The following is a 26,698-nucleotide window of genomic DNA, read 5'->3' on the forward strand; positions in this document are numbered from 1 at the left end:
TGCTCAGCCCAGCAGCGTCGGCTGACGCGTCGCGCAATGCGCCACGCAGTGCTGGATCTGCTCGAAGTTTTCCAGCCCGTACCAGAACACCTTCCACTTTTCCTGCTTGATGCAGCCGTCGGACTCGGCGTAATAGAAAATGTTGACCTGGTTGTTGTGACGCGAGCGCCAGAACAGCTGTGGGGTTTCTTCGCGCATCACATTCCACACCGCGCGGCCCAGGCCCTCGCCTTGCGCATCGTCGAGCACGGCAAACTTGTCCAGATAGATCAGCGCGCTTGCACCCAGCATGCCCTCGTCGGTGAGGATCACCGCCGCGCGATAGTTCTCGCTGACATAGGCACGCAGCAACTTGGTGTTGCTGAAGTAATCGGGCACCAGCGTCCGGCCGAAGCTGGATTCGATCAGCGAGGTGAGGCGCGGCAGATCCAGTTCGTCCCACGAGGTCGCGCGCAATACGCGCTCGCCACGCCGCACCAGCGTGCCCGAGCCCTTGTGCGTGAACAGCTCCTTGGCCAGATCTGCCGGCCGGGTGATCGACACCGACGATTCCAGCGGCAGGCGATCGAGCAGATCCTTGATCTGCTCGATCTTGACCCGCATGCCGCCATTGATCCACGGCTGCTGCATCAGGTGATCGAACTCGGTGGACAGGTTGATCGAATCGATCACCTTGCCGTCGGGATCCAGCAAGCCGCCGGTGCCGGTGAGGAAGATGATCTTGTACGGCTGCAGTTCCTGCACCAGTTCGTTGGCAGCAAAATCGGCGTTGACGTTGAGGATCTGCCCGCTTGGCGTCTCGCCCAGGCTGGTGATCACCGGGATCGAGCCGGCCTGCAGGCTGGCCTCGATCGGCGCCAGATTCACCGCCTTGACCTCACCGACCAGGCCATAGGTGTCGCGGTCCAGATACTCGGCTTCGAACACGCCGCCGGTGATCGAGGTCGCACGCGCACCGTTCTGCTGCAGCGCTTCGACCAGCTTGAGGTTGGAGGCCTGGAACACCTTGCGCACGATCGCCAGTGCTTCCGGCGAGGTCACCCGCAGTCCATTGACGGTGCGCTTCTCGATGCCGGCCGCCGAGAGTTCGGCATCCAGCTGCGGGCCGGCGCCATGCAGCACGATCGGGGTCAGCCCCACTTCCTGCAGGAACGACAGCGACGAGGTCAGCGCGTCCAGATCGTCGCGCAGCACCGCGCCGCCCACCTTGACCACCGCAAAGCGTTTGGCATCGAGCTGCGAAAAACGCTTGAGGTACTGGCTGATTTCCTTGGCGCTGGCCATGCTCGAAAGCAGGCGCACGATGGTCTGGCGGGTCTGTTTGTGGGGCTGTGCGGAGAGGGACATTGCCGTGATCGAAGAGAGGAATGGCCGCGCCAGGCGCGGAATGCGGCTTTGGTACGAGCCGTTAGTGAAAGCGGGTCAGTGCGCGCCGTTGATGATGCGGTGGACCGACTCGGCATAACGCTGCAACTGCGCAAGCGTCACGAATTCGTCGGCGGTGTGTGCCTGTGCGATATCGCCGGGGCCGTACACCAACGCGGTGTAACCGCCAGCGGAAAACAGCGAGGCCTCGGTCCAGAAATCCACCGCGTTGCCGATCGGCAGATCCAGCGCATCGGCGACATCGCGCGCGGCCAGGCGGCGTTCTTCTGCACGCGCGATATCGCCGGACGGCAGGCTCGGCCCACGAAAGGTTTCTTCGAACTGCGCTGCAGCCGGCTCGGCAAATCCGGCGAAGGTGGCCAGCAATCCGTCAACGTCCATCGACGGCAGCGGACGAAAGCCGAAACGCACCTCGGCCGCCGGCGCGATCATGTTGGCCTTGATGCCGCCATCGACGCGACCGATGTTGAAGCGCAATCCAGTCAAGCCACCGAAGCGCGCATGCGCCAGCGACTCGACATGATCCAGCGCCCTGCCGCCCCAGCGCATCGCCTGATGCAAGGCACTTGCCGACGGATCCTGCTTGCCCGACGCATGCCCGGCACGCCCGGCAAAACGCATCAGCACCGAACTGATACCGCGATGCGCCAGCACTGCCTCGCTCATGGTTGGCTCGGCCACCAGCACCGCTTCATACGGCAATCCACGCGCCAGAAACGCGGCGATGCAGCGCGGGTCGTTGGCTTCTTCGTCGGAGGAAAACAGGAATGCCGCATCGCCCTGCCCGGCATTGGCCGCCGCCACCAGCGCCGCCGCCGCACCTTTGATATCGCAGACACCCAGCCCGATCACACGGTCGTCGGTGCGCCGCATCACGTGCGGATCGGCACTCCAGTGCGGCGAATCCGGCACCGTGTCCAGATGCACGTTGAACAGGTAGTTGGGCTTTCCACGCACCGCATACAGGCTCACCGCGCCGGCACCGTGGTCGATCACCTCAACCTGGAAACCGGGCAGCTGCGCACGCAGATAATCGAAGATGCCGCCCTCGGCAGCGATCGCACGCGGCGGATTGCGGGTGTCGAAGGACACCAGCGTTTCCAGGTGCGTCAGGGTGGATGCGAGTAGATCGGTCATATCGGTTCGATCAAAGGTCCGAAGCAGCGGCTAAACGGAAGTAAGGAAGGTGCGCAAACAGCTCATGAATCTCATCGAAGCCACCCTTCCCCCACCGGGAGAAGGTGCCCCAAAGGGGCGGATGAGGGTGCGGGCGAAGCTCTCGCACTGTCCAATTGCACCAGGCTTCGCTCGTACCCTCACCCCAACCCCTCTCCCGAGGGGAGAGGGGCTTTGCATACATGACTCGAAACCTCAGCGGTTTACTTGCGCATACAACGTCGAGCTCATCCCGAACAACTTGATGAACCCCTCGGCTTCTTCCACGCCCCAGTCGGCCGACTGCGCATACGTCGCGCCCTTGGTGTTGAGCAGATGCGGCGAGCGCACGGCCACCGCATCGACGCGGCCACCGCGGGTTTCCAGCGTGACTTCGCCGTTGACCTTGGACTGCGAGGACTGCAAGAACGCCTCGATGTCGGTCTTGAGCGGGTCGTGATAGAAGCCCTCGTACACCAGCTCCACCCACTTGCGCGCCACGTCCGGCTTGAAGCGGTTCTGCTGCTTGGTCAGCACTGCATCTTCCAGCGCGCGGTGCGCGGTCAGCAGCGAAATCAGGCCCGGCGCTTCGAACACGATGCGGCCCTTCAAGCCGATCACGGTGTCGCCGGTGTACACGCCACGGCCCACGCCGTAGGGCGCAAACAGCTTGTTGAGCTGGGCCAGAATCTGTTCGCCCGGCAATGCCTTGCCGTCCAGCGCGACCGCCTCGCCTTCGACGAACTTCAAGGTGACGTTCAACGGCTCCACCGGCCACTCGCTGCGCGGCGCACACCAGCCGCGCGCGCCCTCGCCCGGCGCTTCCCAACGGTCGATCTCGCCGCCGGACATGGTCAGCCCGAGCAGGTTCTCGTTGATGGTGTAGGCCTGCTGCTTGGCGCGCACGCCGAAGCCACGCTCTTCCAGATACTTCTGCTCGTAGGCGCGGGTCTGGGTGTGCTCTTTCTGGATTTCACGGATCGGCGCCAAGATCTGGTAGTCGCCCAAGGCCTTCACTGCCAGATCGAAACGCACTTGGTCGTTACCCATGCCGGTGCAACCATGCGCGATGCTGCGCGTGCCTAGTTCCTCGGCGCGCTTGAGCGCAGCATCCACGATCAGGTAACGGTCGGACACCAGCAACGGATACTGGCCCTGATAGCCCTCGCCCGCCCATACGAACGGCTTGACGAAGCCCTTCCAGATCGCCGGACCACCATCGACGGTGACATGGCTGGCGGCGCCGAGTTCGGCCGCGCGCTTTTCGATGAAGTCACGCTCTTCGGCATCCACGCCGCCGGTATCGGCGAACACGGTATGCACCGCGTAGCCCTGTGCCTGCAGATACGGAATGCAGAAGCTGGTATCCAGGCCACCGGAGAACGCCAGGACGATGTCCTTCTTGCTGCCGGGAATCGGGAGTTGGGAATCGGGAATGGTGGAAGCAGTGCTCATCATCGTTTCCTTGGTACGTAAAAGTGGGGGTCAACGTTCTTGCTGTTGCGATTCTCTATTCCCGATTCCCGATTCCCGCTTGCGAAGCAAGCGCCGCCATGATCGCCTTCTGCACATGCAGGCGATTTTCGGCTTCATCGATGGCGATGCAGTTGGGCGAATCCATTACCGCGTCGGTGGCCTTGACGTTGCGACGCAACGGCAGGCAGTGCGAGAACACGCCGTTGTTGGTCAGCGCCATCTTGCGTTCGTCGACGATGAAATGCTGGTACTGGTCGCGGATCGGCTTTTCCGGCTCCCAGTTGCCGAAGAACGGCAACGCGCCCCAGCTCTTGGCATACACCACGTCGGCACCGGCATAGGCGCTGTCGATATCGTGGCTGACCTGCAGCGAGCCGCCGCTTTCGGCCACGTTCTGCGCCGCCCACTCCATGTAACGCGGGTCCAGAATGTAGTCCGGCGTCGGGCACAACAAGGTCACGTCCATGCCCATGCGGGTGGCGATGGTCAGCGCCGAGTTGGCCACCGCGGTGTTCAACGGCTTGGGGTGATAGGTCCAGGTCAGCACGTACTTCTTGCCGCGCAGATCCTGCGTGCCGAAGTGTTCCTGCAGCGCCATCGCGTGCGCCAGCTCCTGGCACGGGTGGGTGATGGTCTCCATGTTGATCACCGGCACCGGCGAATACTTGGCAAAGCTCTTGAGCACCTGGTCCTCGCGGTCCTTGGACCAGTCGACGAACTTGGGAAACGCGCGCACGCCGATCAGGTCCACATAGCGGCCCAGCACCCGCGCCACTTCGGCGATGTGCTCTTCGGTATCGCCATCCATCACCGTGCCCAGATTGAACTCGATCGGCCAGGCATCCTTGCCCGGCTGCAGCACCACCGCATGCCCGCCCAGCTGGAACGCGCCCAGCTCGAAGCTGGTACGGGTGCGCATGGACGGGTTGAAAAACACCAGCGCGATCGATTTGCCCTTCAGCTCGCTTCCCAGCTTGTTGCGTTTGAACAACGCGGCCTGGGTCAACAGCGCGTCCAGTTCGGCGCGGCTCCAGTCCTGGGTGTTCAAGAAGTGCTTCAGTGACATCGATCGATCCTTGTGCTGCGTGCTTCTGCTGCGTGGTCCGCCAGGAGCGACGGGGTGCGCGACATGCGCGTTTCTTGCGGTTGAAACTTTTATGACGCCTGAAACGAAAAAACCCAGCCTTGAGGCTGGGTTTTCAACAACGGACAGCAAAACGCCCGGGTCACCCAGCGAAAATGTGGGATTCCGGTCGGCGGGCACGCGAGGTCATGCCGGAGGCCATCCGGGCGGCGCTGGTGTCGTGCTGAAAGGCGTTTGCGTGCATAGGGCGCGAATCCTCGCATGCATGCGCGCACGGCGCAACCGCTGCGCGCGTCATCGCGGCGGCGCGACGATGGCGTCGGGAATGTACGGAGTCACCGAGACCCGGATACGCAGCCGGTTGCCCGGATCTTCCGGCAGCCGCGAACGGTACTTGGTGCCCTTGTAGACGTAATCCACATCGAAGGCGATCGGCCGCCGGAACTCGCGCGGCACTTCCACCACCCGGCAATTGCGCCGCGTGCTGGTCGGCGGCACCGCCACCGGTGCAGACGGCAGCTCGGGCCGGCGCGAAAACATCTCCTTGACCGAATCGACCATCCGGTTGATCCGGCCTTCGTCGTCTACCGCAGGCGCAGCGGCGACAGGCGCAATCTGCTCGGCCTCGCACTGTTCTTCGATGCGGGTGGCGCGCAAGGTCTGGTAGACCGGCTCCACGTTGAGCACCTGCGCGTAATCCAGCTTCACGTTCTCAATCACCACGACCCGGTTCTTGGGGTCAGGCTCTGCCGCATGCGCCGCCAGTGCCTGCCAGGCAAACACACACAGCAGCATGAAGAACAGGGAAGGTCGCATCATTACCAGAGAAGGCGTCGCCAGGCAGTACGTAAGTGTATGGAGCTTGCGATCTCCGGGGCTGAACGCAACCCATCCGATTGCGAGTGCCGGCCATGACATGCCATTGCCTGGGGTTTGGTTCGCCTAGCCGCCGCGACCGGCTAGAATCGTGCAGTTACCCTTTTCCAGATGCCGATGAGCCTGCGCCTGCACAACAACCTGACGCGGCGGGTCGAGCCGTTCGCGCCGCTCGATCCCACCAGCCCCACCCTGTATGTGTGCGGCCCCACCGTCTACAACTACGCGCATATCGGCAACGCCCGCGGCCCGGTGGTGTTCGATGTGCTTGCCGCGCTGCTGCGACGCCGCTATGGCGCGCTGCGCTACGCACGCAACATCACCGACGTGGACGACAAGATCAACGCCGCCGCCCAGGCGCAGGGCGTGCCGATCTCGACCATCACCGACCGCTTCGCTGCGATCTACCGCCAGGACATGGCTGCGCTCGGCGTGGTCCCCCCGGACATCGAGCCGGCAGCCACCGCGCATATTCCGCAAATCATGGCGATGATCGAGCAACTGATCGCCAACGGGCATGCCTATGCTGCCGAAGGCCACGTGCTGTTCGCGGTGGCCAGCTTCGAGCACTACGGCAAACTCTCGCGCCGCGATCCGGACGAGATGCTGGCCGGCGCGCGCGTGGATGTGGCCCCTTACAAGCGCGACCCCGGCGACTTCGTGCTGTGGAAACCCTCCAGCGACGACCTGCCCGGCTGGGAATCGCCCTGGGGCCGTGGCCGCCCGGGCTGGCATATCGAATGCTCGGCGATGGCCGCCGCGCACCTGGGCGCGACCATCGACATCCATGCCGGCGGCGTGGACCTGCAGTTCCCGCATCACGAGAACGAGATCGCGCAGAGCGAGTGCGCGCATGGCGGGGCCACCTTTGCGCGGTTCTGGCTGCACAACGGCATGCTCAATTTCAGCGGCGCCAAGATGAGCAAGTCGCTGGGCAACATCGAAACCGTACACGACCTGATCGCCAGGCACCCGCCCGAAGCGCTGCGCTACGCCCTGCTGAGCGCGCATTACCGGCAGCCGCTGGACTGGTCGGATGGCTTGATCGAGCAGGCCAAGAACACGTTGGATCGGCTGTATGGCACGTTGCGCGATCTGGCAGCCGTCGAAACCGATTCAGGCGTCGGCCCCACACAGCCGACCACGATTCCTGACGATGTGGAATCTGCGCTGGACGATGACCTCAATACGCCGCTGGCGCTTGCAGCACTGGCGAAGCTTGCGAAGGAGGCCAGCCGGGCACTGCACGATTTGGCACCGGCGGGCGGGCCGGACAGCGAGCGAAGCGGCGAGCATCTTGCGGCGCTGCGCCGAGCCAAATCCGATCTGCTCGGCGCAGGCCTGGCGCTAGGCTTGCTGCAGCAAGACCCGGCGGCCTGGTTCTCGCGCGGCACCGATGCCGGCGACGATGCGCGCATCACCACGCTGGTCGAAGAGCGCAATGCGGCAAAGAAAGCCAAGGATTTCGCCCGCGCCGACGCCATCCGCAAGCAACTGGCCGACGAAGGCATCGTGCTGGAAGACACCCCGCAGGGCGTACGCTGGAAGCGCGCATGATCTTATTCCCTTCTCCCTGCGGGAGAAGATGGCGCGCAGCGCCGGATGAGGGTGCGGGCGAAGCCTCGCTGAAACTAGATGCGGGTGGCTTCGCTCATCGCTTAAAAATCGATGCGCGAGGCTTCGCCCGTACCCTCACCCAAACCCCCGCTCCGCGCCCCGGCCCGCGCTGGCGGCGCGGGCGCTCCAAGGCACGCGCGCCAGTGGCGCGCAAACCGCGCCTTCTCGCCCCATAGGGAGAGGGGCTTTCACAGAATTGATTCTGGACTTTAGATGACCACTACCCCCTTCCCGCTCGAACCCACCGCCATCGAAGCACAGGCCACCATCGCCGAGGAATTTTCCTTCTTCAGCGATTGGTCCGAGCGCTACCAGTACCTGATCGACCTGGGCCGCAAGTTGCCCACTTTCCCGGAACAGTGGAAGACCGAAGAACACCGCCTGCATGGCTGCCAGTCGATGGTGTGGATCGTGCCGGAGGGCAACGCCGAGCGGCTGGACTTCCACGCCGTCAGCGATTCAGCCATCGTCTCCGGGCTGATCTATCTCGCCTTGCGCGTGTACTCCGGGCGTAGCGCGCAGGAGATCATGGCCACCGAGCCGGACTACATCGCCGGCATTGGCCTGGCCAAGCACCTGTCGCCGACCCGCAGCAACGGTGTGGCGGCGATGCTGGCCTTCATTCGCGACACCGCCCGCGCCCAGCAGTGAGCACGCCCACGCCTCCCTCGCCTGCCGCCTCGCTGCGCACGCTGTTCGCCTACCCCGGCTTCGGCCTGGTGCTACTGTATCGCGTGGCGGCGATGCTGTCGTATCAGATAGTCGCAGTCACGGTCGGTTGGCATATCTACGAGATCACCCGCAATCCGCTCTCGCTCGGGCTGATCGGCCTGGCGGAGATCCTGCCGTTCTTCTGCATCGCGCCGTTTGCCGGCTATCTGGTCGATCATCTGCCGCGCCGACGCCTCGGCATGGTCGCGGTGCTAGGCCTGGTCGCCACTGCGCTACTGCTGTTGGCGATCACGCATGGCTGGCTGCCGGTACAAGGCGTGTGGCCGATCTATGCGGCCATCGCACTGACCGGTGCGGCGCGCTCGTTCCTGTCGCCGGTTTACAACGCCTTGTTCGCGCGTGCGTTGCCACGCGAAGCCTTCGCGCGCGGCGCCAGCATCGGCAGCGTCACTTTTCAGGCCGGCATGGTCATCGGCCCGGCGCTGGGCGGCGTGCTGGTCGGCTGGGGCGGCAAGGGCCTGGCGTATGGCGTTGCGGCGAGTGTGGCGTTGGTGGCGATCCTGGCGCTGGCCCTGTTGCGCGTCAGCGAGCCGGTCAACGAGGGCCCACGCGCGCCGATCTTTCGCAGCATCGCCGAAGGTGCGCAATTCGTGCTGTCCAACCAGATCATGCTGGGCGCGATGGCGCTGGACATGTTTTCGGTGCTGCTGGGTGGCGCGGTGTCGATGCTGCCCGCCTTCATCCACGACATCCTGCACTACGGTCCGGAAGGCCTGGGCATCCTGCGCGGCGCACCGGCACTGGGCTCGATCGTGGTCGGCGTGTGGCTGGCGCGGCACCCGCTGCAGCGCAATGCCGGGCGCATCCTGATGCTGTCGGTGGCCGGTTTCGGGTTGTGCACGATCGCGTTCGGCCTGTCGCGGCATTTCTGGCTGTCGGCGGCGATCCTGCTGGTCTACGGCATGTGCGACGGCGTCTCGGTGGTGGTGCGTCAGACCATCCTGCAGCTGGCCACGCCCGATGCGATGCGCGGCCGGGTGTCGTCGATCAACGGCATCTTCATCGGCTCGTCCAACGAGCTGGGCGCGTTCTACGACGGGGTGATGGCGCGCCTGGTCGGCCTGGTGCCGGCGGTGGTGATCGGCGGCGGCGTCACGCTGGGCGTGGTTGCGACCACCGCGTGGAAGGCGCCGAAGCTACGCAAGCTGGATCTGCGCGATTTGCAGTGACGTGCGCAATGGCGAGATGCCGGTAGCGAACGCAGCCGGCATCCCTGTTCCCTTGACGCATCAAAAACCCCGCACATGGCGGGGTTTTTTTAGTCGACCAATGACGCTTCGACGCTTACTGAACGATCAATCCTAACGATCAATCGCCGTGCTGCTTCTGCAGATGCTCCCAACGCTCTTGCGCGTCGATGGTGCGCTCGGCGGTCAGACGCGCTTCCAGGCGGTCCAGGCCGATCTCTTCGCCGGTGTCCACACAATAGCCGTAGTCGCCGTCTTCCAGACGCTTGAGCGTGCTGTCGATCTTGGAGATCAGCTTGCGTGCACGGTCGCGGGCGCGCAGTTCAAGCGAGTTCTCGGTCTCGCGGGTGGCACGCTCGGCTTCGTCGCCGATATCGCGCACTTCTTCGCGCAGGTTCTCGATGGTCTGCTTGGATTCCTCGACCATCTCGTTGCGCCACCGCTGCAGACGCTGACGGAAGTACTCCTGCTGCAGCTTGCTCATGTACTCCTCGTCCGCGGCAGGCTTGTAGCCCTGCGGCAGGATCGGGCGACCGGTGGTCTCGTCGATCTTGTAGTCGACCACCTTGTACTTGGTCTTGGGCGTCGGGCTGGACGACTTGGCAGTCACGGCCACGGCCACCTTACCGACCGGACGGGTCGCGGCGGGCTTGGCGGGGGCTTCGGTTTTGGTTGGTGTTTTTGCTGAAGATTTCGAAACGGGCACGGGATTCTTAACTGACGGGGTCGCAGGCTTTGCCGGCTTCGCAGGGACGGCCTTGGGGGCCGGTGCGGGCGCGGGCTTTTCAGCCTTGACCGGGACTGACTTGGCCGGAGTCGGCTTGGCAGCCGGCTTCGGTACGGACTTGGGCGCCACCGGCGTGGCGGCCGGTTTGGCGGCAGCCGGAGCTGCCTTGTTTGCCGCCGGCTTTGCAGCACTCTTGGCGGCCGGTTTTACAGGTTTAACAGCCGCGGGCTGGGGCACTGCGGCCTTGGAGGCCGGCGCCGGCTTGGCAGCGGCCTTGGTCACAGCTGCCTTCTTGGCAACAGGTTGCTTGGTGGCCGGCGTCGCCTGCTTGGCAGCCGGTTTTGCAGCGGCAGGCGCCGCCGCTTTCTTCGCAACGGGTTTGGCGGACTTCTTGGCGGCCTCTACGGCCTTGTTTGCAGTTTTTTTAGCAGCCACGAAACGCTCATCCTTGGTTCCCCCGGGGCCCGGGAAAGCGGGCCTTTATAGCTTACCCCAAGGACCCCCGGCAACCACCCATTAGTCCAAGTGGCATATCATTGGCAAGTGATCTCACGCCTGCTCATCGCGCTGCTGCGCTTCTACAAAATATTCATTAGCCCTCTGTTAGGGCCGCGCTGCCGGTTTGCGCCCAGTTGCTCGGAGTATGCAATGACCGCGATCGGCCGCTTCGGCCCGCTTCGCGGCTGCTGGCTGGCTGCGCGCCGGCTGGGCCGTTGCCATCCTTTCCATCCGGGCGGGTTCGATCCCGTCCCCGACGCGCCCACATCCGCGTCTTCGCCCTCTTCCACTTCCTGCCGCTGCAAAGGACCCCACCCATGAGCCGAACCGTCATCGTCAATGCCCGCCTGGTCAATGAAGGCAAGGAGTTCGATGCCGATCTCCTGATCGAAGCTGGCCGCATCGCCAAGATCGCCGACAAGATCACTCCGGCTGCAGGCGATACGGTGGTGGACGCGGCCGGGCGCTGGGTGCTGCCGGGCATGATCGACGACCAGGTGCACTTCCGCGAGCCGGGGCTGACCCACAAGGGCGATATCGCCACCGAATCCGGCGCTGCCGTGGCCGGCGGCCTGACCAGCTTCATGGACATGCCCAACACCAATCCGCCGACCCTGGATGCGGCTGCGCTGCAGTCCAAGTACGACGCCGCAGCCGGGCGCGCCTGGGCCAATTACGGCTTCTACATGGGCGCCAGCAACGACAATCTGGCCGCGATCCAGACGCTGGATCCCAAGACCGCGCCGGGCATCAAGGTGTTCATGGGCGCCTCCACCGGCAACATGCTGGTCGACAACCCCGAGACGCTGGACGCGATCTTCCGCGACGCGCCGACGCCGATCATCACCCACTGCGAAGACACCCCGACCATCGATGCGACGCTGGCCGAATTCAAGGAAAGGTACGGCGATGCGCTGACTCCGGAGATGCACCCGGACATCCGCTCGCGCGAGGCCTGCCTGAAGTCTTCGCAGCTGGCGGTGTCGCTGGCGCGCAAGCACAACACCCGCCTGCACGTGCTGCATATCTCCACCGCCAACGAGCTGGCGCTGTTCGAAGCCGGCCCGCTGGTCGACGCCGACGGCAAAGTGCGCAAGCGCATCACCGCCGAGACCTGCATCCACTTTTTGCGCTTCGACCGCAGCGATTACGCGCGGCTGGGCAACCTGATCAAGTGCAACCCCGCGATCAAGGACGCCGACGACCGCCTGGCGCTGATCGAAGCGCTGGCCGAAGACGTCATCGACGTGCTCGCCACCGACCACGCCCCGCATACCTGGGAAGAGAAGCAGAAGCCCTACGCGCAGGCACCGTCGGGCCTGCCCTTGGTGCAGTACGCGCTGGTCGCCGCGCTGGAGCTGGTGCATGAAGGCAAGCTGCCGATCACCCGCATCGTGCAGAAGTTCGCGCATGCGCCGGCGCAGTTGTTCGATGTGGAAGAACGCGGTTTTCTGCGCGAAGGCTATTTCGCCGACCTGGTGATGATCGACAACACCCCGTTCACCGTGAAGCGCGAGCAGGTGCTGTCCAAGTGCGGCTGGTCGCCGTTCGAAGGCACCACCTTCCGCTCGCGCATCGCCGCGACCTGGGTCAACGGCCAGCAGGTGTGGGATGGCGAACAGTTGGTCGGCAGTGCCGCCGGTCAGCGCCTGACCTTCGACCGCTGATGCGCGCAGCCCTGTTTGGCGCCTGGCTTGCGCTGGCACCGCTCGCGTTTGCTGTTGGCAGCGCCGCTGCGCAGTCCGCGGCCGCTGCAGAGGTGGTGTTTCCGCCAAGCGCCTCGCAAGGCGCGATGGTGATCGGCAAGGTGCCGGCGGGCAGCCAGGTGCAGTACGCCGGCCGTACGCTGCGGGTGAGCGGCTATGGCAGCGTGGTGTTCGGTATCGGCCGCGATGCCACCGGCCCGTTACAGGTGCAGATCACCCGGCCCGATGGCGGCAAGGAGACTGCCAGCATCGCAGTGACGCCACGCGATTGGCCGGTGGAACGTGTCAACGGCGTGCCTCCCAAGACCGTCAACCCGCCTGCGGCGATCGCCGAGCGGATCAAGCGCGAACAGGCGCAGGTCACTGCCGCGCGCGATCGCGACGATGCGCGCACCGATTTCGCGCAGCCCTTCATCTGGCCGGTGCAGGGCCGCATCAGCGGGCGCTTCGGCAATGCACGTGTCTACAACGGCCAGCCCGGTGCCGGTCATTCGGGCATGGATATCGCGGTACCCACCGGCACACCGGTCAAGGCGCCGGCCGCCGGCGTGGTCACCTTCGCCGCGCCGGATCTGTATCTGACCGGCGGTACGGTGCTGCTGGACCATGGCTTCGGGGTGAGCTCCAACTTTCTGCACCTGTCGCGCATCGACGTGAAAGTGGGCGATCGCGTGGAGCAGGGTCAGATGATTGCTGCGGTGGGCGCCACCGGGCGCGCGACCGGGCCACATCTGCATTGGGGGATGAATTGGTTCGATGTGCGCATCGATCCGTTGCTGGTACTTGAGCGCAACAAATAAAGCCGTTGGGTAGCGAAATGAAACAGCGGGCACTGGTTGCCTCAGCGTGGCGGCCTGTTCTCTGCGGCCTACCCGCTGTGCCTGTGTTGGTCGCGGGGCTTTGGGGTATAACCGGGACGATCTTCGATCCTCGATCCTCGCCACTTTCGTAACGAGCGATCGAGCCAGACGGTTGGTCCACCGCTGCGGCGTGGGACGTGCTTCATCTCCCCTCCCCCGACTGCAGGAGATGTGCGACATGCGCAACGAGCAACTCAAACCCACACTGGGCACCTGGCAACTGTGGGGGATCGCCGTGGGACTGGTGATTTCCGGCGAGTATTTCGGGTGGAGCTACGGGTGGGGCACCGCCGGCACCCTGGGATTTTTGGTGACCACCGTGCTGGTGGCGGTGATGTACACCTGCTTCATTTTCAGCTTCACCGAGCTGACCACGGCCATCCCGAACGCCGGTGGACCGTTCGCCTACAGCCTGCGCGCGTTCGGCACCTATGGCGGCATGCTGGCGAGCCTGGCCACGTTGATCGAATTCGTGTTCGCACCGCCGGCCATCGCGATGGCGATCGGCGCCTATCTCAACGTGCAGTTTCCGACCCTGGACCCACGTATCGCCGCAATCGGGGCGTATGTGATCTTCATGAGCTTGAACATCGTCGGCGTGGCGATCGCCGCCACCTTCGAGTTGGTGGTGACTCTGCTGGCGGTGATCGAACTGCTGGTGTTCATGGGCGTGGTGGCGCCGGGTTTCAGCGTCGCGCGTTTTGCCGCCAACGGTTGGGCCGGCAGCAACGATTTCGGCCCGGCGGCGATCTCCGGCATCTTCGCTGCGATTCCATTTGCGATCTGGTTCTTTCTGGCGATCGAGGGCGCGGCGATGGCGGCCGAAGAAGCCAAGGATCCCAAGCGCACGATCCCGCGCGCCTACATCGCCGGCATCCTCACGCTGGTGGTGCTGGCGCTGGGAACGATGGTGTTTGCCGGCGGCGTCGGCGACTGGCGCCAGCTGTCCAACATCAACGACCCGTTGCCGCAGGCAATGAAAGCGGTGGTCGGCAATAGCTCGACCTGGCTGCACATGCTGGTGTGGATCGGCCTGTTTGGTCTGGTGGCCAGTTTCCACGGCATCATCCTGGGCTATTCGCGGCAATTCTTCGCATTGGCGCGTGCCGGCTTTTTGCCGCATGGGCTGGCCAAGCTGTCGCGCTTTCGCACGCCGCATCGCGCGATTCTGGCCGGTGGCGCGATCGGTATCGCGGCGATCTGCAGCGATGGCGTGGTCAAGATCCAGGGCATGTCGCTGACCGCGGCGATGATCACCATGTCGGTGTTCGGCGCGATCGTGATGTATGTGATGAGCATGCTCAGCCTGTTCAAACTGCGCCGCGCCGAGCCATTGCTTGAGCGCAGTTTTCGCGCACCGGGTTATCCGGTGGTGCCGGCGATTGCGCTGCTGCTGGCGCTGGTGTGCCTGGTGGCGATGGTGTGGTTCAACCCGATCGTGGCGCTGATCTTTGTGGGTCTGCTGCTGTTTGGTGCGGTGTGTTGCGTGCTGAGCTTGCGCGGCCAGCACACGCCTGCGAGCACTGTCAGATGAGTGGGTTCGCCTTCACCGCAGGCGGCGAGCGCTTCCAGTTTGCCGATCTCAAAACGTTGCTGGCCAAGGCCACGCCGGCACGCTCGGGCGATCAACTGGCCGGGCTCGCCGCCGACTCCGGTCTGCAACGCGTCGCTGCGCAGATGGCGCTGGCGGACCTGCCGCTGCGCCATTTTCTGGATGAAGCGGTGGTGCCGTACGAAGCGGATGAAGTCACCCGCTTGATCGTCGACCAACACGATGCAACGGCGTTCGCTGCGGTCGCGCATCTCACCGTCGGCGGCTTTCGCGATTGGCTGTTGAGTGCGCAGGCCGACGAAGCTGCACTCACCGCACTGGCGCCCGGACTGACACCGGAGATGGTGGCGGCGGTGTCCAAGCTGATGCGGGTGCAGGATCTGATTCTGGTCGCGCAGAAAACGCGCGTGGTCACGCGCTTTCGCAACACGCTGGGATTACGCGGACGCTTGTCGACGCGCCTGCAACCCAACCACCCCACCGACGACGCCACCGGCATTGCCGCCAGCGTGCTCGACGGTTTGTTGTATGGCAACGGCGATGCGGTGATCGGCATCAACCCGGCCAGCGACAGTCTGGCCGCCACCACCGCATTGTTGCGCATGCTCGATGCGGTGATCACCGGCTACCAGATTCCCACGCAGTCCTGCGTGCTGGCGCACATCACCACAACCATCGAGGCGATCGGCCGCGGCGTGCCGGTGGATCTGGTGTTCCAGTCCATCGCCGGCACCGAAGCTGCCAATACCAGCTTCGGCATCAATCTGGCCTTGCTGCAGGAAGGCTACGAGGCAGGTCTGTCGTTGCGCCGTGGCAACGTCGGCGACAACGTGATGTATTTCGAAACCGGCCAGGGCAGCGCGTTGTCGGCCAATGCGCATCATGGCGTGGATCAGCAGACCTGCGAGGTGCGCGCCTATGCAGTAGCGCGGCAGTTCAAGCCATTGCTGGTGAATACCGTGGTGGGCTTTATCGGCCCGGAGTATCTCTACGACGGCAAGCAGATCATCCGCGCCGGGCTGGAGGATCATTTCTGCGGCAAGTTGCTCGGCGTCCCGATGGGCTGCGACATCTGCTACACCAACCATGCCGAAGCCGATCAGGACGACATGGACGTGCTGCTGACCCTGCTCGGCACCGCCGGCATCAATTTCATCATGGGCATCCCCGGCTCGGACGATGTGATGCTCAACTACCAGACCACCTCGTTCCACGATGCGCTGTATGCGCGCCAGGCACTGGGCCTGCGTGCTGCGCCCGAGTTCGAACAGTGGCTGGAACAGCAAGGCATTTTGCGCCTGCGCGATGGCCGCTTCGAACTCGGTAGCGAGGTGCCGGCACCGTTCCGGCGTGCGCTGGCGCAATTGAACAGCAGCGCGGCGCAATGAGCAGCCCCACGACGCCACCGCGCGATGCCTGGGCACAGCTGCGTCACCTCACGCCGGCACGGATCGCGTTGGGGCGCGTCGGCACCAGCCTGCCGACAGCTGCACATCTGGATTTCCAGCTAGCGCATGCGCAAGCACGCGATGCGGTGCATCTGGCGTTCGATCCAGCGCCGCTGCAGGCCGAACTCGAACAGCGCGGGCGTATCAGCATGCTGCTGCACAGCGCGGCGGCGGATCGGCATGTATATCTGCAACGCCCGGATCTGGGCCGGCGCCTGGCCGCCGACGCCGCCACGCAACTGCGTGGTCTGACTGCCGTGCATGGCGGTGGACATGATGTGGCGGTCGTGGTCGCCGATGGGCTCTCGGCGCTGGCCGTACACCGCAATGCCCCGCAGATGCTGGAGCATATCGATCGCTTGGCCGCACACGAGGGCTGGTCGTTGGCACCGGTGGTGCTGATTGCGCAAGGGCGTGTGGCCATCGGCGACGAGGTCGGCGAATTGCTCAAGGCCCGTGCGGTGATCGTGCTGATCGGCGAGCGGCCGGGACTGAGTTCGCCCGACAGCCTGGGCCTGTATCTGACTTACACCCCACGGCTCGGCCTGACCGACGCCGCGCGCAATTGCATCTCCAACATCCGCGCCGAAGGGCTGAGTTACGCCGAAGCCACGCACAAACTTGCGTACCTGTTACGCGAGGCATTTCGACGCAAGCTATCCGGCGTGCAACTCAAGGACGAAGCAGAGCAACCGGCACTACCCTCGGCTGGCCCGCCAGATGCCGCGCCACGTACGTTTTTGCTACTGGATGATCTGCCGCCAGACGTTGTGGGCAGCTGAGCCAGAGACCCGTGATGTGACGGCTCGCCTGCATCGATCTATTCGCTTGAGTGCTTCCGAACGCAGCCGGCGAGACATGTCTGTGCTCAGTCTTCGCGCGCAGCAGGATCTTCGCGCATGGCACGTTCGCTGACCACACCGTTTTCATAGACCTCCAAGACTTTGGAAAGTCCGTCGCCGTTGGTCTCGAAGTCAAAACGCAGATCGCGCTCCATGGCAAAGAAACGCATGGTGGATTGCGGATAGAGCGTGGCGATGAAACTGCCGTCGGTAAGCGTCAGATGATCGCCGGCGACCGCGATCTGAATGATTCCGATGCGAGGCGAGCGATAGCGGCCTGCGTAGCGCTGCAGCACCGCGACCGGAGTGTTGTCGTTCTTGGTGGCGGCGTGTACGGCACGGGGCCATGCGCATAACTGAGCACGCGATGCATGCGCCAACGTCCATCGGCAAATTTCCAGACCGTGGTGAAGTCGGCTTGACCATCCAATCGCTCCGCTTTGTTACGTTCCTGCACATAAAAGCGGTGACGGCCCGACAACATTGCGTAACCGCCCTTGAGCGGATGGAACGCGATGCTGTTGTTGAGCGCCTCACGTCGAAGACGCAAGGTTTCGTCGGCGCAGGGTCCGTGACGCAGAGAGTCGACAACAGCCTCGCGCGAGGTCGTGAGCCCGGTCTTGTCGTGATAGAACTCCACGTCCGCAGTGAGCAAACCCGCAATGGCTTGCATATCGCAGGCGTTGTAGGCCTTCCAAAACGCCGCGTCGGCAGATCGAACCTGGGCTTCGTCCTGTTGAGCCGTTGCACCGCAAGCCTCGAACGCAACAAGGATCGATAGAGCCAGTGCGAGCTTGCCAATTCCCATCATCCAATTCCACTGTCCTGAGATTGGACAGTAAAACATCGGTCATCGGCCGGCACGACCCGAAAGTCACCATGCCGCATGGGACGCCCTTAGCTACAGATGGACAAGGCCACCGAAGCCACTGACACCCATCAAGGCACCACACCAGACCGCCGAACACCCGCGCATTACCCGGGCCGGGAGACGAACACTTACTTAAGCGCGCCGTCCTGCGGGTTGCTGGCTGCATACCGACTGGTTCGCAACTCGTTGTCGTGCGGGTGGCGCAAAGCATCGCGCACCTCTTCAGGCAACTGATCGACATCCAGCATCACCTTACCGGAATGCACGTCGCGCACCACCGACACAGGCAGCACAAAATCGCCGCCGTTTTCGATATTGATGACGAGCTCGGCGCCTTCGTTGCGAATATCGCGTATTGCGCCTACGCCGACTTCACCATCACGCAGGAATACCATCTGGCCAATTTCGATCCGTTGCATGTCGCATCTCCCTGGTGTGCGCGCATCGCGCCAGTTGATACCTGAAAACCACCTGGATGTGACTTTCAAGCAAAGCGCTCAAAAACACGACAGGGCCGCCAGGCGGACGCGGCCGGTGTGCATTGCGGCACGTAACAGCTGCCACATGCCGATCCTGATCACCATCCGCATCCGCCAAACAAACCCTCAACGCAGCGGGACGTCCGCCACCTTGTCCTGATAGTCCTTCTTCGGGTCGACACCGAACAGCACCTTGATGCCGGCAAGCAGGCTGGAACCATTGAGCCAGATTTGTGCGTGGTCCGCGTCCAGGCGCAGCAATGCCAATTTCGGGTCATCCTTGCCGCCTTCGTACCACGCAGCAACGTGCGGGTTCCATAAGCGATCGATCACCGCAGGGTCAGTGTCCTCGTGCAAGGCGCCACTGATGCTGGCGAACAGATCATGCCCCTTGCTGCTGAAGGCGCCGATGACGCGACGGCCCTGCCCCAGCATCGCGATCAGCGCATTGTCCTTGGAGGTAAAGAACCAGATCGGACCACCGCTGTCACCTTCGATCTGTGCGGTCATCGGGCGCGCATGGCCGTCTTCGACGCCGTCCAGGCCCAGCATCACGGTGTGATCGGATTTCAAGGCTTTCCAGAATTTTTCCTGCAACTCTTTGGGATCTGCCATCTCGATGTCTCGCATGCGCGTGTCTACGCGGGTGACCAGTCTGGTAGTCTCTCTGCACACAGCATGTGACGATGCGCACCTTCGTCTACACATGGCGACAACGCGATTCGGCTTGGGCACCAACATCACCAACATTGTTACCGGCGCGCGCCTGGGAAGACGATGGGGAATGAACAACCTTCGCACACGCACCATTGCATTCGCAACAAAACAAATCAAATGAGCGGCTCAGGGTTAGGATAGAACCCATGCTGCTGATGCAGCGCATTTGCGCTCGAGGAAAACAAGCAGTAGCGCTGATGGTAGCGGCGGGGGAAATCTGCCATAACCATGGGCATAGCTGCGATTTACTTGTAAAGTATTTATATATTCTAATTACATTAATCCGCTTGGGTGGCTCAACTCCAAGCAAAACATATAGGTTAAAATCATCATGGCATATTTGCCGAAAAACACATCACTGCGCGCTTCCTGCGCGATTCTCACCATCCTAGCGATTACCGACGTGTCTGCAAGCACCAAGTCGGTCAACCTCTCCGCCGGCGCCATCCTGCAGCACGTTGTTCCGACTGCTCAGCGAGATGCGAGTACTTCCCACTGGACGCTCGCACGGATGCAAGCTGCTGTTTCCGCATCGTTCGTGGATGCCAACCCGGTCGACGGCGACCCGCCAGAGTTGCAGAATTCGGCATTGGCCAGCGGTGAAAACCGGAGCGCAGGGTTGAAGGTGGTGACAGGATCGGTGCCGACGCCGAAGACGGATCCATCAGTGCCGGTTCCAGGATTCTCCCCAGCAGCTCATCTCGGCGTTGTCTTCTTTCGGGCGAACGGCGTGGACCAGCGCTGCACTGGCAACGCGGTCGTCTCCGATTCCGGAAACGTCGTAGCCACCTCCGGGCGATGCGTCTCTGCCCTACCAGGTAAGTTTGTGTCGGACTTGGTGTTCGTGCCCGCCTACAACGGCACCGCCCCCTACGGTGTGTGGCCTGCGACGACCATCACGGCCGATAATCGCTGGGTCGCAGAGCGAGCCGTCGACTACGATACGGCGTTCTTCCAGGTGCAAGCCCCCACGACAATGAAGCCCTCCGGCGCCACCTTGTCGAATACTGTCGGAGCATCTGGTGTTCGCTTCGTCGGTCAGGAAGACGACAACGAATATCGGGAAACAGGCTACAACACCGACCCTGGTGCCAATGCGAACACGCCTGTCAGCGTGACCAGCACAGCAGAGCCGAACCCATGGATGAACAAGGACTATGCCATCGAGGGCCTGGAGTGGGACGCACGCTCCGGCGTCAGCGGCTCACCTTTGGTTTCGACGGAGGAGGATCCCGTGCAGGACGTCGAAGTCGGCATGATCTCATTTGCCTATAAGCAGTTCACCCACACCTCGTTCGGTCCTCAGTGGACGTCAGCAATCCGTAACCTGTATCAGACGGCAGCAGCCATCAACTAGGCATGCAAATCGCTGTAACGTAATTTCTTACTTGATAGATAACCGTTCGTTATTTCTGGAATACCTGCACGCTGTTCGAGTTAATCGAACAGCGTGCAGTCTGTAGCCAAACTTGGCTATGTAGTCATGAGGAATAGCAACACACATCAACGCTTCGCTTTCCAGTAAAGGTCCGTATTTGCATTTCTCTATTATCTCGCTGTTTCTTGCTTTTTTTATCGCACAGGTTGGTATCGCCAAGGCTGGAACCGGTGGATTTTCTTCAGCGTCTGTATCTGGCGAGACTGCGATTACAGTGACAACGCTTGCAGAGCTGCAAGCGGCATTCAATGCCAAAAACCATCATATCATCATCCGTGGAAAGATCTACGGCGGCCCAAAATTGACCACCCTGAATTTCTCCAGCACAGCTTGGAACAACATAACAATCGAGGGTGCTGCAGGCGGTGGCGCGGCTTTGCAGAATATCCAATTGAAATTTAGCGGCGAGAAGCTGCCCGCCGGGACAAACATTCAAAACGTGGTTATCAGAAACATCTCATTCTCTGGCAATGTCGGCGACTTGCAAGCCTTGCCTGACCAAGTCGAAGGAACTTCCAACAACATTGGCATCAACTACGTGGGCGTATCATTGCGGCGTATATCCAATGCTTGGATCGACCACTGCGATTTCTACGACATGAGCGATGATCTTTTATCAGTCGGCAGGTCATCTGATTACATCACGCTGTCGTACAATCACTTCTACTTCAGCAACAGCTGGGTCAACATGAATCCGGATCCGGTATGGAACTGGGTCGATAAAAATTATCATGACCTCGCAAATGAGCGCTTGGCAATCCTTGTTGGTCACAACAGGAATGACTCATATGTATATGGTGGCAATAAGCTGCACGTGACGATGCACCACAACTGGTTTGGCCCCAATCTTGCCGGGCGCCCCCTACTCCGCGGTTGGGTCCATGCCTACAATAACTACTTTGACAATAGCACCTTGCCCAATGGTATGCGCACCGCTGCCGATGGTCGCCGCTATGAAAAGCAGCAGTACAACGCTTTGCAGGTAGGTAGCGGCAGCATTGTTTTTTCCGAATCAAACTATTTTTACAAAACCAATAATAGCAACCAGATTCGACTGGAATCAAGCGGGGACATGTACAATTTCTACGAGAAAAAAAACGTGTATGACGCAGCAACCGGCAATTCGGCGATCGGCTCAACCTTCAATAATGCGCCGGTGAAATACAGCTACAAGTCTGATGATGCGGCAAGAGTCCCCAGCATCGTTCTATCCACCGCGGGGCCGCACTAAACACGATTTCTCCAGCATTCACTGCGTAACAGAAAGAGGGGCCGCAGGAATCTTTGAAAAAATTCTATATTGACAACTAGTTAGCTCACTACGGCTGTCTTTGTACGAATCCCTGCCGCCTCTCATCAATATCCGTTTTGTCCCCGGCTCTGTCACGCCCGACAATCAGACCCATGTCGAGCGTGCCAGGGACTAAGAGCGACTAGAGCGTGTTATGCACTTTGCCCTTGTCACGTTAACGTATACGGATGAAGCCTCGTAAGCCTTATCCCACCGATATTTCCGACGAAGAATGGGCTTTTGCGGCTCCCTATTTGACGCTGATGAATGTGCAGGCACCGCAGCGCAAGTATGAGCTACGCGCGATGTTCAATGCACTGCGCTGGATCGCACGCGCCGGCGCACCGTGGCGATTGCTTCCCAACGATTTTCCACCTTGGGAGGCGGTGTATCAGCAAACGCAGCGTTGGCTGCAAGCTGGCTGCTTTGAAGCCATGGTCGGCGATCTGCGCTCACTCTTGCGTGTGGCACAGGGGAAGAAAGGCCAGCCAAGCGCGGTCATCTTCGATGGCCGAACGCTGCAGTCCACCTGTGAAAGTGGGCCGCGTGCTGGATACGATGGCTATAAACGCAAGAAGGGCAGCAAGGTGCATATGGCGGTCGATACGCTAGGACATCTGCTCGCCGTCTAGGTCACGCCGGCCAATGAGCAGGAACGCGCGCAGGTGCGCTCGTTGGCTCAAGAAGTGCAACACGTGACCGGTGAAACGGTCAAGATTGCGTTTGTGGATCAGGGCCATACCGGCGAAGAACCGGCACAGGCGGCCAAGGAAGAAGGCATTGAGTTGCACGTCATCAAGCTGCAAGAAGCTAAGAAAGGCTTCGTTTTGCTTCCACGCCGATGGGTCGTCGAGCGCAGTTTCGGGTGGGTCAATCGTTTCAGACGGCTGGCACGGGACTACGAGCGACTGCCAGAAACATTGGCCGGTTTGCACTTCGTCGTCTTCACGATCCTGATGCTTGGAAATGCAGCCCCCCTCTTTCAAAGTTCATAACACGCTCTAACAAAACTACTTCACGCCAGTCCACTGCAGGCCGGCTGATCTGCTGCCTGGCTGCAGGGCCCTTGCCCACCCACCATTGCGGGACACGCTGCAAGTACGTCCTTGTAAGCTCTTAGGCGGCATCCATGCCGCGTAAGGTCCCGCGATGGTGGGCGGGCAAGGACCAGTCGCGATGGTCGGTGTGCATGTTTTCAAGCAACCAGCAAACTGTCTGGTGCGGTGTCCTCACCGATTGCGGGACCGTGTGGCGGCATGGATGCCGCCACCGAGCCTCCACGGACGGATTCACGGCGTGTCCCGCGAGCGGTGAGGGCACCGCGCATTCGACCCATTCAGCGTTTGATTTTGACTTTTGACTGCATCCACCAAGATGCGGCCGACAAAACCACTGCACCCACTGTCAGGCGCTCGCTCGCTAGGTGGTGCGGACGGCGCGCTCAGAACCGCAGTGTACGAGGGTACATGCCGATTCCCAGCACCGGCCGCGCAGTAGTTTTGTTAGACGCTCTTAGGCCGAAGCGGCCTGTCCGCTTCGGCGATGCGGCGCTGGATTCGCCCATCCGAACACGCTCCTTGGCGTAACGCGCCACCCTTGAGCGTGGATTGCCACGGACCAACATCAGCGGCGCCGAGACGACATGCGCATCGGCAACTGTTGATCGCGACTGCAGTCACGCAAACGCAACACAGCAGCGTGGCTATCTTCTGCAGACATGGTTCATCCACCACCCCCGCGCTTTACGCCACTGGAGTCGTCCACCATGCAATACCCGTCCGCTTTTCCGGCTGTCGCGCCCTTGACGCTCGCCCTGCTCGGCCTATCCACCTTCCAGGCCGGTGCGGCGCGTCCGCATGAACAGGACCTGCCCGATACCGCGCACAGCATCTCCACCAGTTGGGGCGTGATCCAGCAGCCCACGCTACCGACGCAGGTCTGCGCCACGCTCAAGGCCGCGCTGGTGCCGGTTGCCGGTTCGCTGGATACGCTCGACAGTGATCCTGCGCAATCCAAGCGCGATACCGCGCGTCTGCAGGCGGCCATCGATGATTGCCCCGCCGGCAGCGCCGTGCGTCTGGTCACCGGCGATGCCGGCGAATCTGGCGTATTGAGCGGCCCGTTGACGATCAAGAGCGGAGTCACGCTATGGATCGATCGCGGCGTCACCTTGTTCGGCTCGCGCAATCCGCGCGACTACGACAATGGCCTGGGCACCTGTGGCACCGCGACCAGCGACAAGGCCAAATCCTGCAACCCGCTGATCCACGTCGCCGACACCGCCAACAGTGCGATTGTGGGTGCCGGCAAGATCGATGGCCGCGGCGGCAGCACGCTCACCGCCGGACCCAATGCCGGCACCGCCAGCTGGTGGGATCTGGCCTATCTCAACGTCACCAAGGGACTGAGCCAGCACGTGCCGCGCTTGCTGCAGATCGACGACAGCAGCGACTTCACCCTGTACGACATCACCCTGGAAAACTCGCCCAACTTCCACGTCACCACCGATAACGTGGTCGGCTTGACGGCATGGGGCATCAAGATTCTCGCCCCCAGCCTGGTCTACTCACGTCCTGGCTATCGCTGCCCGGCCGGCAGCACGCCTGATGTCAATCCGCATGCGACCTGCTTCACTCCGGAAACAGCCAAGAACACCGATGGCTTCGACCCTGGCCAGTCCAAGAAGGTATTGCTGGCCTACTCGTATATCGGCACCGGCGACGATGGCGTGGCAATCAAGGCGCATGCCAGCAGCAAGCGCAGCATCGCCTCGGAAAACATGCTGTTCGCCTACAACCAGTTCTATTACACGCACGGTTTTTCGCTGGGCAGCGAAACCGATTCGGGCATGCGCCATATCGCCGTGCGCGGCCTGAGCATCGATGGCTTCAACAGCAACGACGTGAACTCCGATCCGTATTCGGCTAACGGCTTGCGTATCAAATCCGATGGTAGCCGTGGCGGCCAGGTCTACGACATCAGTTTCGAAAACGTCTGCATGCGCGGCGTTGCCAGGCCGCTGGTATTCGATGCCAACTACGCCAATGCAGCGGTGCGTAACAAGCTGCCCAATTTCAGCGGTATTGCGTTAACCAACGTGCACTCGCTCGGTTCCAAGGCGTTTGGCGGCGGTCAGCTGAGCTTCTACGGCTATCGCGATGCGACCACCACCTTGCCGATCACCCTTTCGCTGGACAACGTGGTGCTGGAAGGTGGCCCGATCTCGTTCGCAAAGCCGCATTTCGGCGGACCGGCCAGCAATCCGGGCGCGACGCACTTCACCTTCAAGGGCGGCCCGGTGAGCTTCTTCGATCAGCTGTCGGAGTCGGTGCCCAACGATGTGCAACTGCAAGGCAAGCCTGGGCCGGGCACACCGCTGCAGTGCAATGACGCCTTCATTGCTTACCACTCGGTATTGCCTGATTCGCCGATCTGATCTTGCTTGAAGCAGTGCTGCATGCACTGCTTGCAACCCTGCATCGACACTCGGTTGGTCGAGGGCGCGGCGCCCTCGCCGCTCGCGGGACACGCCGCAAGTACGTCCATGTAGGCTCGGTGGCGGCATCCATGCCGCCACACGGTCCCGCAATCGGCGAGGACACCGCGCCATAGAGTTGGTCGGTGGTTGACTAAAAGCCTACCTGTTGCTCGGCTTGCGTTGAAAAGCTGATCGGACGGCGATTAGCCAAACAACGCACGTCATACATGGCTTGCGCCATGCACACCGACCATCTCGACTGGTCCTTGCCCGCCCACCGGCGCGGGACCTTACGCGGCATGGATGCCGCGTAAGAGCCTACACGGACGTACTTGCGGCGTGTCCCGCGATGGTGGGCGGGCAAGGGCCCTGCGACCAACCCGCAGATCATCCGCCCTGCAATTTGCTCTATCCACACTCTCTCATCGCTTCAAGACGAACGAGGTTGCGAGTCGTAGCGTAATTAAATGCGATAAGAAGCTTAGTCAGTCGAAGGCATCACACCGGTCAACATGGTCGTGGCTGTTGGGGAACCACAAAACTGGCGGTGAGCACAGTAGTTCTGTTAGTCGCTCTTAGTCCGCACCGCTGGCCGCACGCCAGCTATGCCAGAGCTGCTGCACCGGCGGCGGATACGCCGCCTTCCCGGCGAGTTCGCGCTGCAAGCGCAAACGTGCCAGCCGCGACCACACCCGATGCGGCCGCGCCAACGCAGGCTTGCGCGGCCAGGCCTGCAGCAATTGCGCGCGCCATGCGGCGGTTGTCATGCCACCGGGCGTTGCGCTGTCGCCGGCCACACGCTGACGTGCGTCCAGCCATTGCACCGCCACCGCCGTGCCATCGCCAGACTGGTTGCGCGTAAACATCACCGCCTCGACTGCAACCACGGCCTCGGCAAAGGCGCGCAAGGTGTCCAGCGCTTGCTGCAACGATTGCGGCGGCACGCGGGCATCCTGCATCGCCGGCAAGGTGTCGGCCAATTGCGCCCACGGCGCACGCACCGGTTCCAGCACGCGCCCGAGCGGATGCCGCGAGCGCTGCTGCGACCAATCGCGTAGCTCCTGCTGCCACCACGCCAGCTTGGCATCGGCCGGCAACGGGTCGCCGGCGATATTCATGATGTCTTCCCATTCCTGCAACAAGGCAAACCAGGCGGCAGCCAGCGGCCGTTGCAGTTGCGGAATGAAAGGCTCGGCAACCGCCCATTCCGGCCAGCGGGTGCGCCATTTGTCGAGAAAACTGTCGAGAGCGCTGGATTGGCTCATGGCGGGTCCAGAA

24 protein-coding genes, 1 other RNA gene and 1 pseudogene are annotated in these 26,698 nt (G+C 62.3%); 14 read left to right on the plus strand and 12 right to left on the minus strand.

The window, feature by feature from the left end:
- Window positions 1-3 precede the first annotated feature (3 nt).
- The 5 genes from XcyCFBP4188_RS03080 to XcyCFBP4188_RS03100 form a co-directional block, all read right to left on the minus strand.
- Complete coding sequence (locus tag XcyCFBP4188_RS03080; RefSeq protein ID WP_006449422.1) at window positions 4-1,347, minus strand: acetylglutamate kinase; 1,344 nt, start codon at window positions 1,345-1,347, stop codon at window positions 4-6.
- Between the two features lie 75 nt (window positions 1,348-1,422).
- Window positions 1,423-2,523, minus strand: coding sequence for an acetylornithine deacetylase (locus XcyCFBP4188_RS03085; RefSeq protein WP_006449423.1), 1,101 nt, complete (start codon window positions 2,521-2,523; stop codon window positions 1,423-1,425).
- 234 nt (window positions 2,524-2,757) lie between these two features.
- On the minus strand, window positions 2,758-3,999 hold the full coding sequence (locus tag XcyCFBP4188_RS03090; protein ID WP_174705824.1) for an argininosuccinate synthase: 1,242 nt from the start codon (window positions 3,997-3,999) through the stop codon (window positions 2,758-2,760).
- 52 nt (window positions 4,000-4,051) lie between these two features.
- Window positions 4,052-5,083 carry an N-acetylornithine carbamoyltransferase gene (locus XcyCFBP4188_RS03095; protein ID WP_006449425.1) on the minus strand — a complete coding sequence of 344 codons (1,032 nt, stop codon included), beginning with the start codon at window positions 5,081-5,083 and terminating at the stop codon, window positions 4,052-4,054.
- A 312-nt stretch (window positions 5,084-5,395) separates the two neighbouring features.
- Window positions 5,396-5,896, minus strand: a complete 501-nt coding sequence (locus tag XcyCFBP4188_RS03100) for a hypothetical protein (RefSeq protein ID WP_043889250.1) — start codon at window positions 5,894-5,896, stop codon at window positions 5,396-5,398.
- Between the two features lie 198 nt (window positions 5,897-6,094).
- Here XcyCFBP4188_RS03100 and cysS point away from each other — a divergent pair, with 198 nt between their 5' ends.
- The 3 genes from cysS to XcyCFBP4188_RS03120 all read left to right on the plus strand — a co-directional run bounded on the left by cysS (window position 6,095) and on the right by XcyCFBP4188_RS03120 (window position 9,495).
- Entirely contained in the window at window positions 6,095-7,534 is a 1,440-nt protein-coding gene (gene cysS, locus XcyCFBP4188_RS03110; protein ID WP_043907735.1) for a cysteine--tRNA ligase, read from the plus strand.
- A 273-nt stretch (window positions 7,535-7,807) separates the two neighbouring features.
- Window positions 7,808-8,245, plus strand: coding sequence for a SufE family protein (locus XcyCFBP4188_RS03115; protein ID WP_006449428.1), 438 nt, complete (start codon window positions 7,808-7,810; stop codon window positions 8,243-8,245).
- Entirely contained in the window at window positions 8,242-9,495 is a 1,254-nt protein-coding gene (locus tag XcyCFBP4188_RS03120) for an MFS transporter (protein WP_006449429.1), read from the plus strand. Before XcyCFBP4188_RS03115 ends, XcyCFBP4188_RS03120 begins: the two co-directional genes overlap by 4 nt.
- A gap of 139 nt (window positions 9,496-9,634) precedes the next feature.
- Here the strand turns inward: XcyCFBP4188_RS03120 and dksA are convergent, their stop codons facing one another.
- Complete coding sequence (dksA, locus tag XcyCFBP4188_RS23740) at window positions 9,635-10,123, minus strand: RNA polymerase-binding protein DksA (RefSeq protein ID WP_411245397.1); 489 nt, start codon at window positions 10,121-10,123, stop codon at window positions 9,635-9,637.
- Between dksA and XcyCFBP4188_RS23745 the strand changes: the two genes are divergently transcribed.
- From XcyCFBP4188_RS23745 to eutC, 7 genes are all read left to right on the plus strand, one after another.
- Window positions 10,113-10,760 (plus strand): hypothetical protein, encoded by a 648-nt coding sequence (locus tag XcyCFBP4188_RS23745; protein WP_255171873.1) that lies wholly within the window; start codon window positions 10,113-10,115, stop codon window positions 10,758-10,760. The genes dksA and XcyCFBP4188_RS23745 overlap by 11 nt on opposite strands.
- Before the next feature lie 5 nt (window positions 10,761-10,765).
- On the plus strand, window positions 10,766-11,059 hold the full coding sequence (yidD, locus tag XcyCFBP4188_RS03130) for a membrane protein insertion efficiency factor YidD (protein WP_043889253.1): 294 nt from the start codon (window positions 10,766-10,768) through the stop codon (window positions 11,057-11,059).
- On the plus strand, window positions 11,056-12,405 hold the full coding sequence (locus XcyCFBP4188_RS03135; protein ID WP_046932616.1) for a dihydroorotase: 1,350 nt from the start codon (window positions 11,056-11,058) through the stop codon (window positions 12,403-12,405). The genes yidD and XcyCFBP4188_RS03135 overlap by 4 nt, the downstream gene beginning before the upstream one ends.
- Window positions 12,405-13,244, plus strand: a complete 840-nt coding sequence (locus tag XcyCFBP4188_RS03140) for a M23 family metallopeptidase (RefSeq protein ID WP_006452606.1) — start codon at window positions 12,405-12,407, stop codon at window positions 13,242-13,244. The genes XcyCFBP4188_RS03135 and XcyCFBP4188_RS03140 overlap by 1 nt, the downstream gene beginning before the upstream one ends.
- Before the next feature lie 229 nt (window positions 13,245-13,473).
- Window positions 13,474-14,838: an ethanolamine permease gene (gene eat / locus XcyCFBP4188_RS03145; RefSeq protein ID WP_104591613.1), complete on the plus strand. Its 1,365-nt coding sequence runs from the start codon at window positions 13,474-13,476 to the stop codon at window positions 14,836-14,838.
- The gene (locus XcyCFBP4188_RS03150; RefSeq protein ID WP_104591614.1) at window positions 14,835-16,244 is read left to right on the plus strand and encodes an ethanolamine ammonia-lyase subunit EutB; all 1,410 of its coding nucleotides are present in this window, start codon (window positions 14,835-14,837) and stop codon (window positions 16,242-16,244) included. The genes eat and XcyCFBP4188_RS03150 overlap by 4 nt, the downstream gene beginning before the upstream one ends.
- Window positions 16,241-17,086: an ethanolamine ammonia-lyase subunit EutC gene (gene eutC / locus XcyCFBP4188_RS03155; protein WP_006452609.1), complete on the plus strand. Its 846-nt coding sequence runs from the start codon at window positions 16,241-16,243 to the stop codon at window positions 17,084-17,086. Before XcyCFBP4188_RS03150 ends, eutC begins: the two co-directional genes overlap by 4 nt.
- 86 nt (window positions 17,087-17,172) lie before the next feature.
- Here eutC and XcyCFBP4188_RS22470 read toward each other — a convergent pair whose 3' ends face one another.
- The 4 genes from XcyCFBP4188_RS22470 to XcyCFBP4188_RS03170 form a co-directional block, all read right to left on the minus strand.
- On the minus strand, window positions 17,173-17,442 hold the full coding sequence (locus XcyCFBP4188_RS22470; protein WP_146094025.1) for a DUF3471 domain-containing protein: 270 nt from the start codon (window positions 17,440-17,442) through the stop codon (window positions 17,173-17,175).
- Window positions 17,364-17,954, minus strand: coding sequence for a nuclear transport factor 2 family protein (locus XcyCFBP4188_RS03160; protein ID WP_160113173.1), 591 nt, complete (start codon window positions 17,952-17,954; stop codon window positions 17,364-17,366). The genes XcyCFBP4188_RS22470 and XcyCFBP4188_RS03160 overlap by 79 nt, the downstream gene beginning before the upstream one ends.
- A 191-nt stretch (window positions 17,955-18,145) precedes the next feature.
- The gene (locus XcyCFBP4188_RS03165) at window positions 18,146-18,436 is read right to left on the minus strand and encodes a hypothetical protein (RefSeq protein ID WP_006452612.1); all 291 of its coding nucleotides are present in this window, start codon (window positions 18,434-18,436) and stop codon (window positions 18,146-18,148) included.
- Window positions 18,437-18,622: 186 nt separating this feature from the next.
- Complete coding sequence (locus XcyCFBP4188_RS03170; protein WP_174705825.1) at window positions 18,623-19,126, minus strand: pyridoxamine 5'-phosphate oxidase family protein; 504 nt, start codon at window positions 19,124-19,126, stop codon at window positions 18,623-18,625.
- A gap of 418 nt (window positions 19,127-19,544) precedes the next feature.
- On the opposite strand from XcyCFBP4188_RS03170, the gene XcyCFBP4188_RS03175 reads away from it, so the two are divergent.
- The 3 genes and pseudogenes from XcyCFBP4188_RS03175 to XcyCFBP4188_RS03185 all read left to right on the plus strand — a co-directional run bounded on the left by XcyCFBP4188_RS03175 (window position 19,545) and on the right by XcyCFBP4188_RS03185 (window position 22,937).
- Window positions 19,545-20,570, plus strand: coding sequence for a hypothetical protein (locus XcyCFBP4188_RS03175; RefSeq protein ID WP_172839266.1), 1,026 nt, complete (start codon window positions 19,545-19,547; stop codon window positions 20,568-20,570).
- Window positions 20,571-20,748: 178 nt separating this feature from the next.
- A complete protein-coding gene (locus tag XcyCFBP4188_RS03180; protein WP_006452616.1) occupies window positions 20,749-21,882 on the plus strand; it encodes a pectate lyase family protein in 1,134 nt (377 codons plus the stop codon).
- A gap of 248 nt (window positions 21,883-22,130) precedes the next feature.
- Window positions 22,131-22,937, plus strand: a pseudogene (locus XcyCFBP4188_RS03185) (IS5 family transposase).
- A gap of 383 nt (window positions 22,938-23,320) precedes the next feature.
- On the opposite strand, the gene XcyCFBP4188_RS03195 reads toward XcyCFBP4188_RS03185, so the two are convergent.
- Window positions 23,321-23,410: non-coding RNA, sX9 sRNA (locus XcyCFBP4188_RS03195), on the minus strand.
- Between the two features lie 297 nt (window positions 23,411-23,707).
- Between XcyCFBP4188_RS03195 and XcyCFBP4188_RS03200 the strand changes: the two genes are divergently transcribed.
- On the plus strand, window positions 23,708-25,378 hold the full coding sequence (locus tag XcyCFBP4188_RS03200) for a diffusible signal factor-reguated family 28 glycoside hydrolase (RefSeq protein WP_006449342.1): 1,671 nt from the start codon (window positions 23,708-23,710) through the stop codon (window positions 25,376-25,378).
- A gap of 617 nt (window positions 25,379-25,995) precedes the next feature.
- On the opposite strand, the gene XcyCFBP4188_RS03210 is transcribed toward XcyCFBP4188_RS03200, so the two are convergent.
- Complete coding sequence (locus tag XcyCFBP4188_RS03210) at window positions 25,996-26,685, minus strand: isoprenoid biosynthesis enzyme family protein (protein WP_006450327.1); 690 nt, start codon at window positions 26,683-26,685, stop codon at window positions 25,996-25,998.
- Between the last annotated feature and the right edge of the window lie 13 nt (window positions 26,686-26,698).

It is taken from the genome of Xanthomonas hortorum pv. cynarae (assembly GCF_002939985.1).
Taxonomy (GTDB): Bacteria; Pseudomonadota; Gammaproteobacteria; order Xanthomonadales; family Xanthomonadaceae; genus Xanthomonas; species Xanthomonas hortorum_D.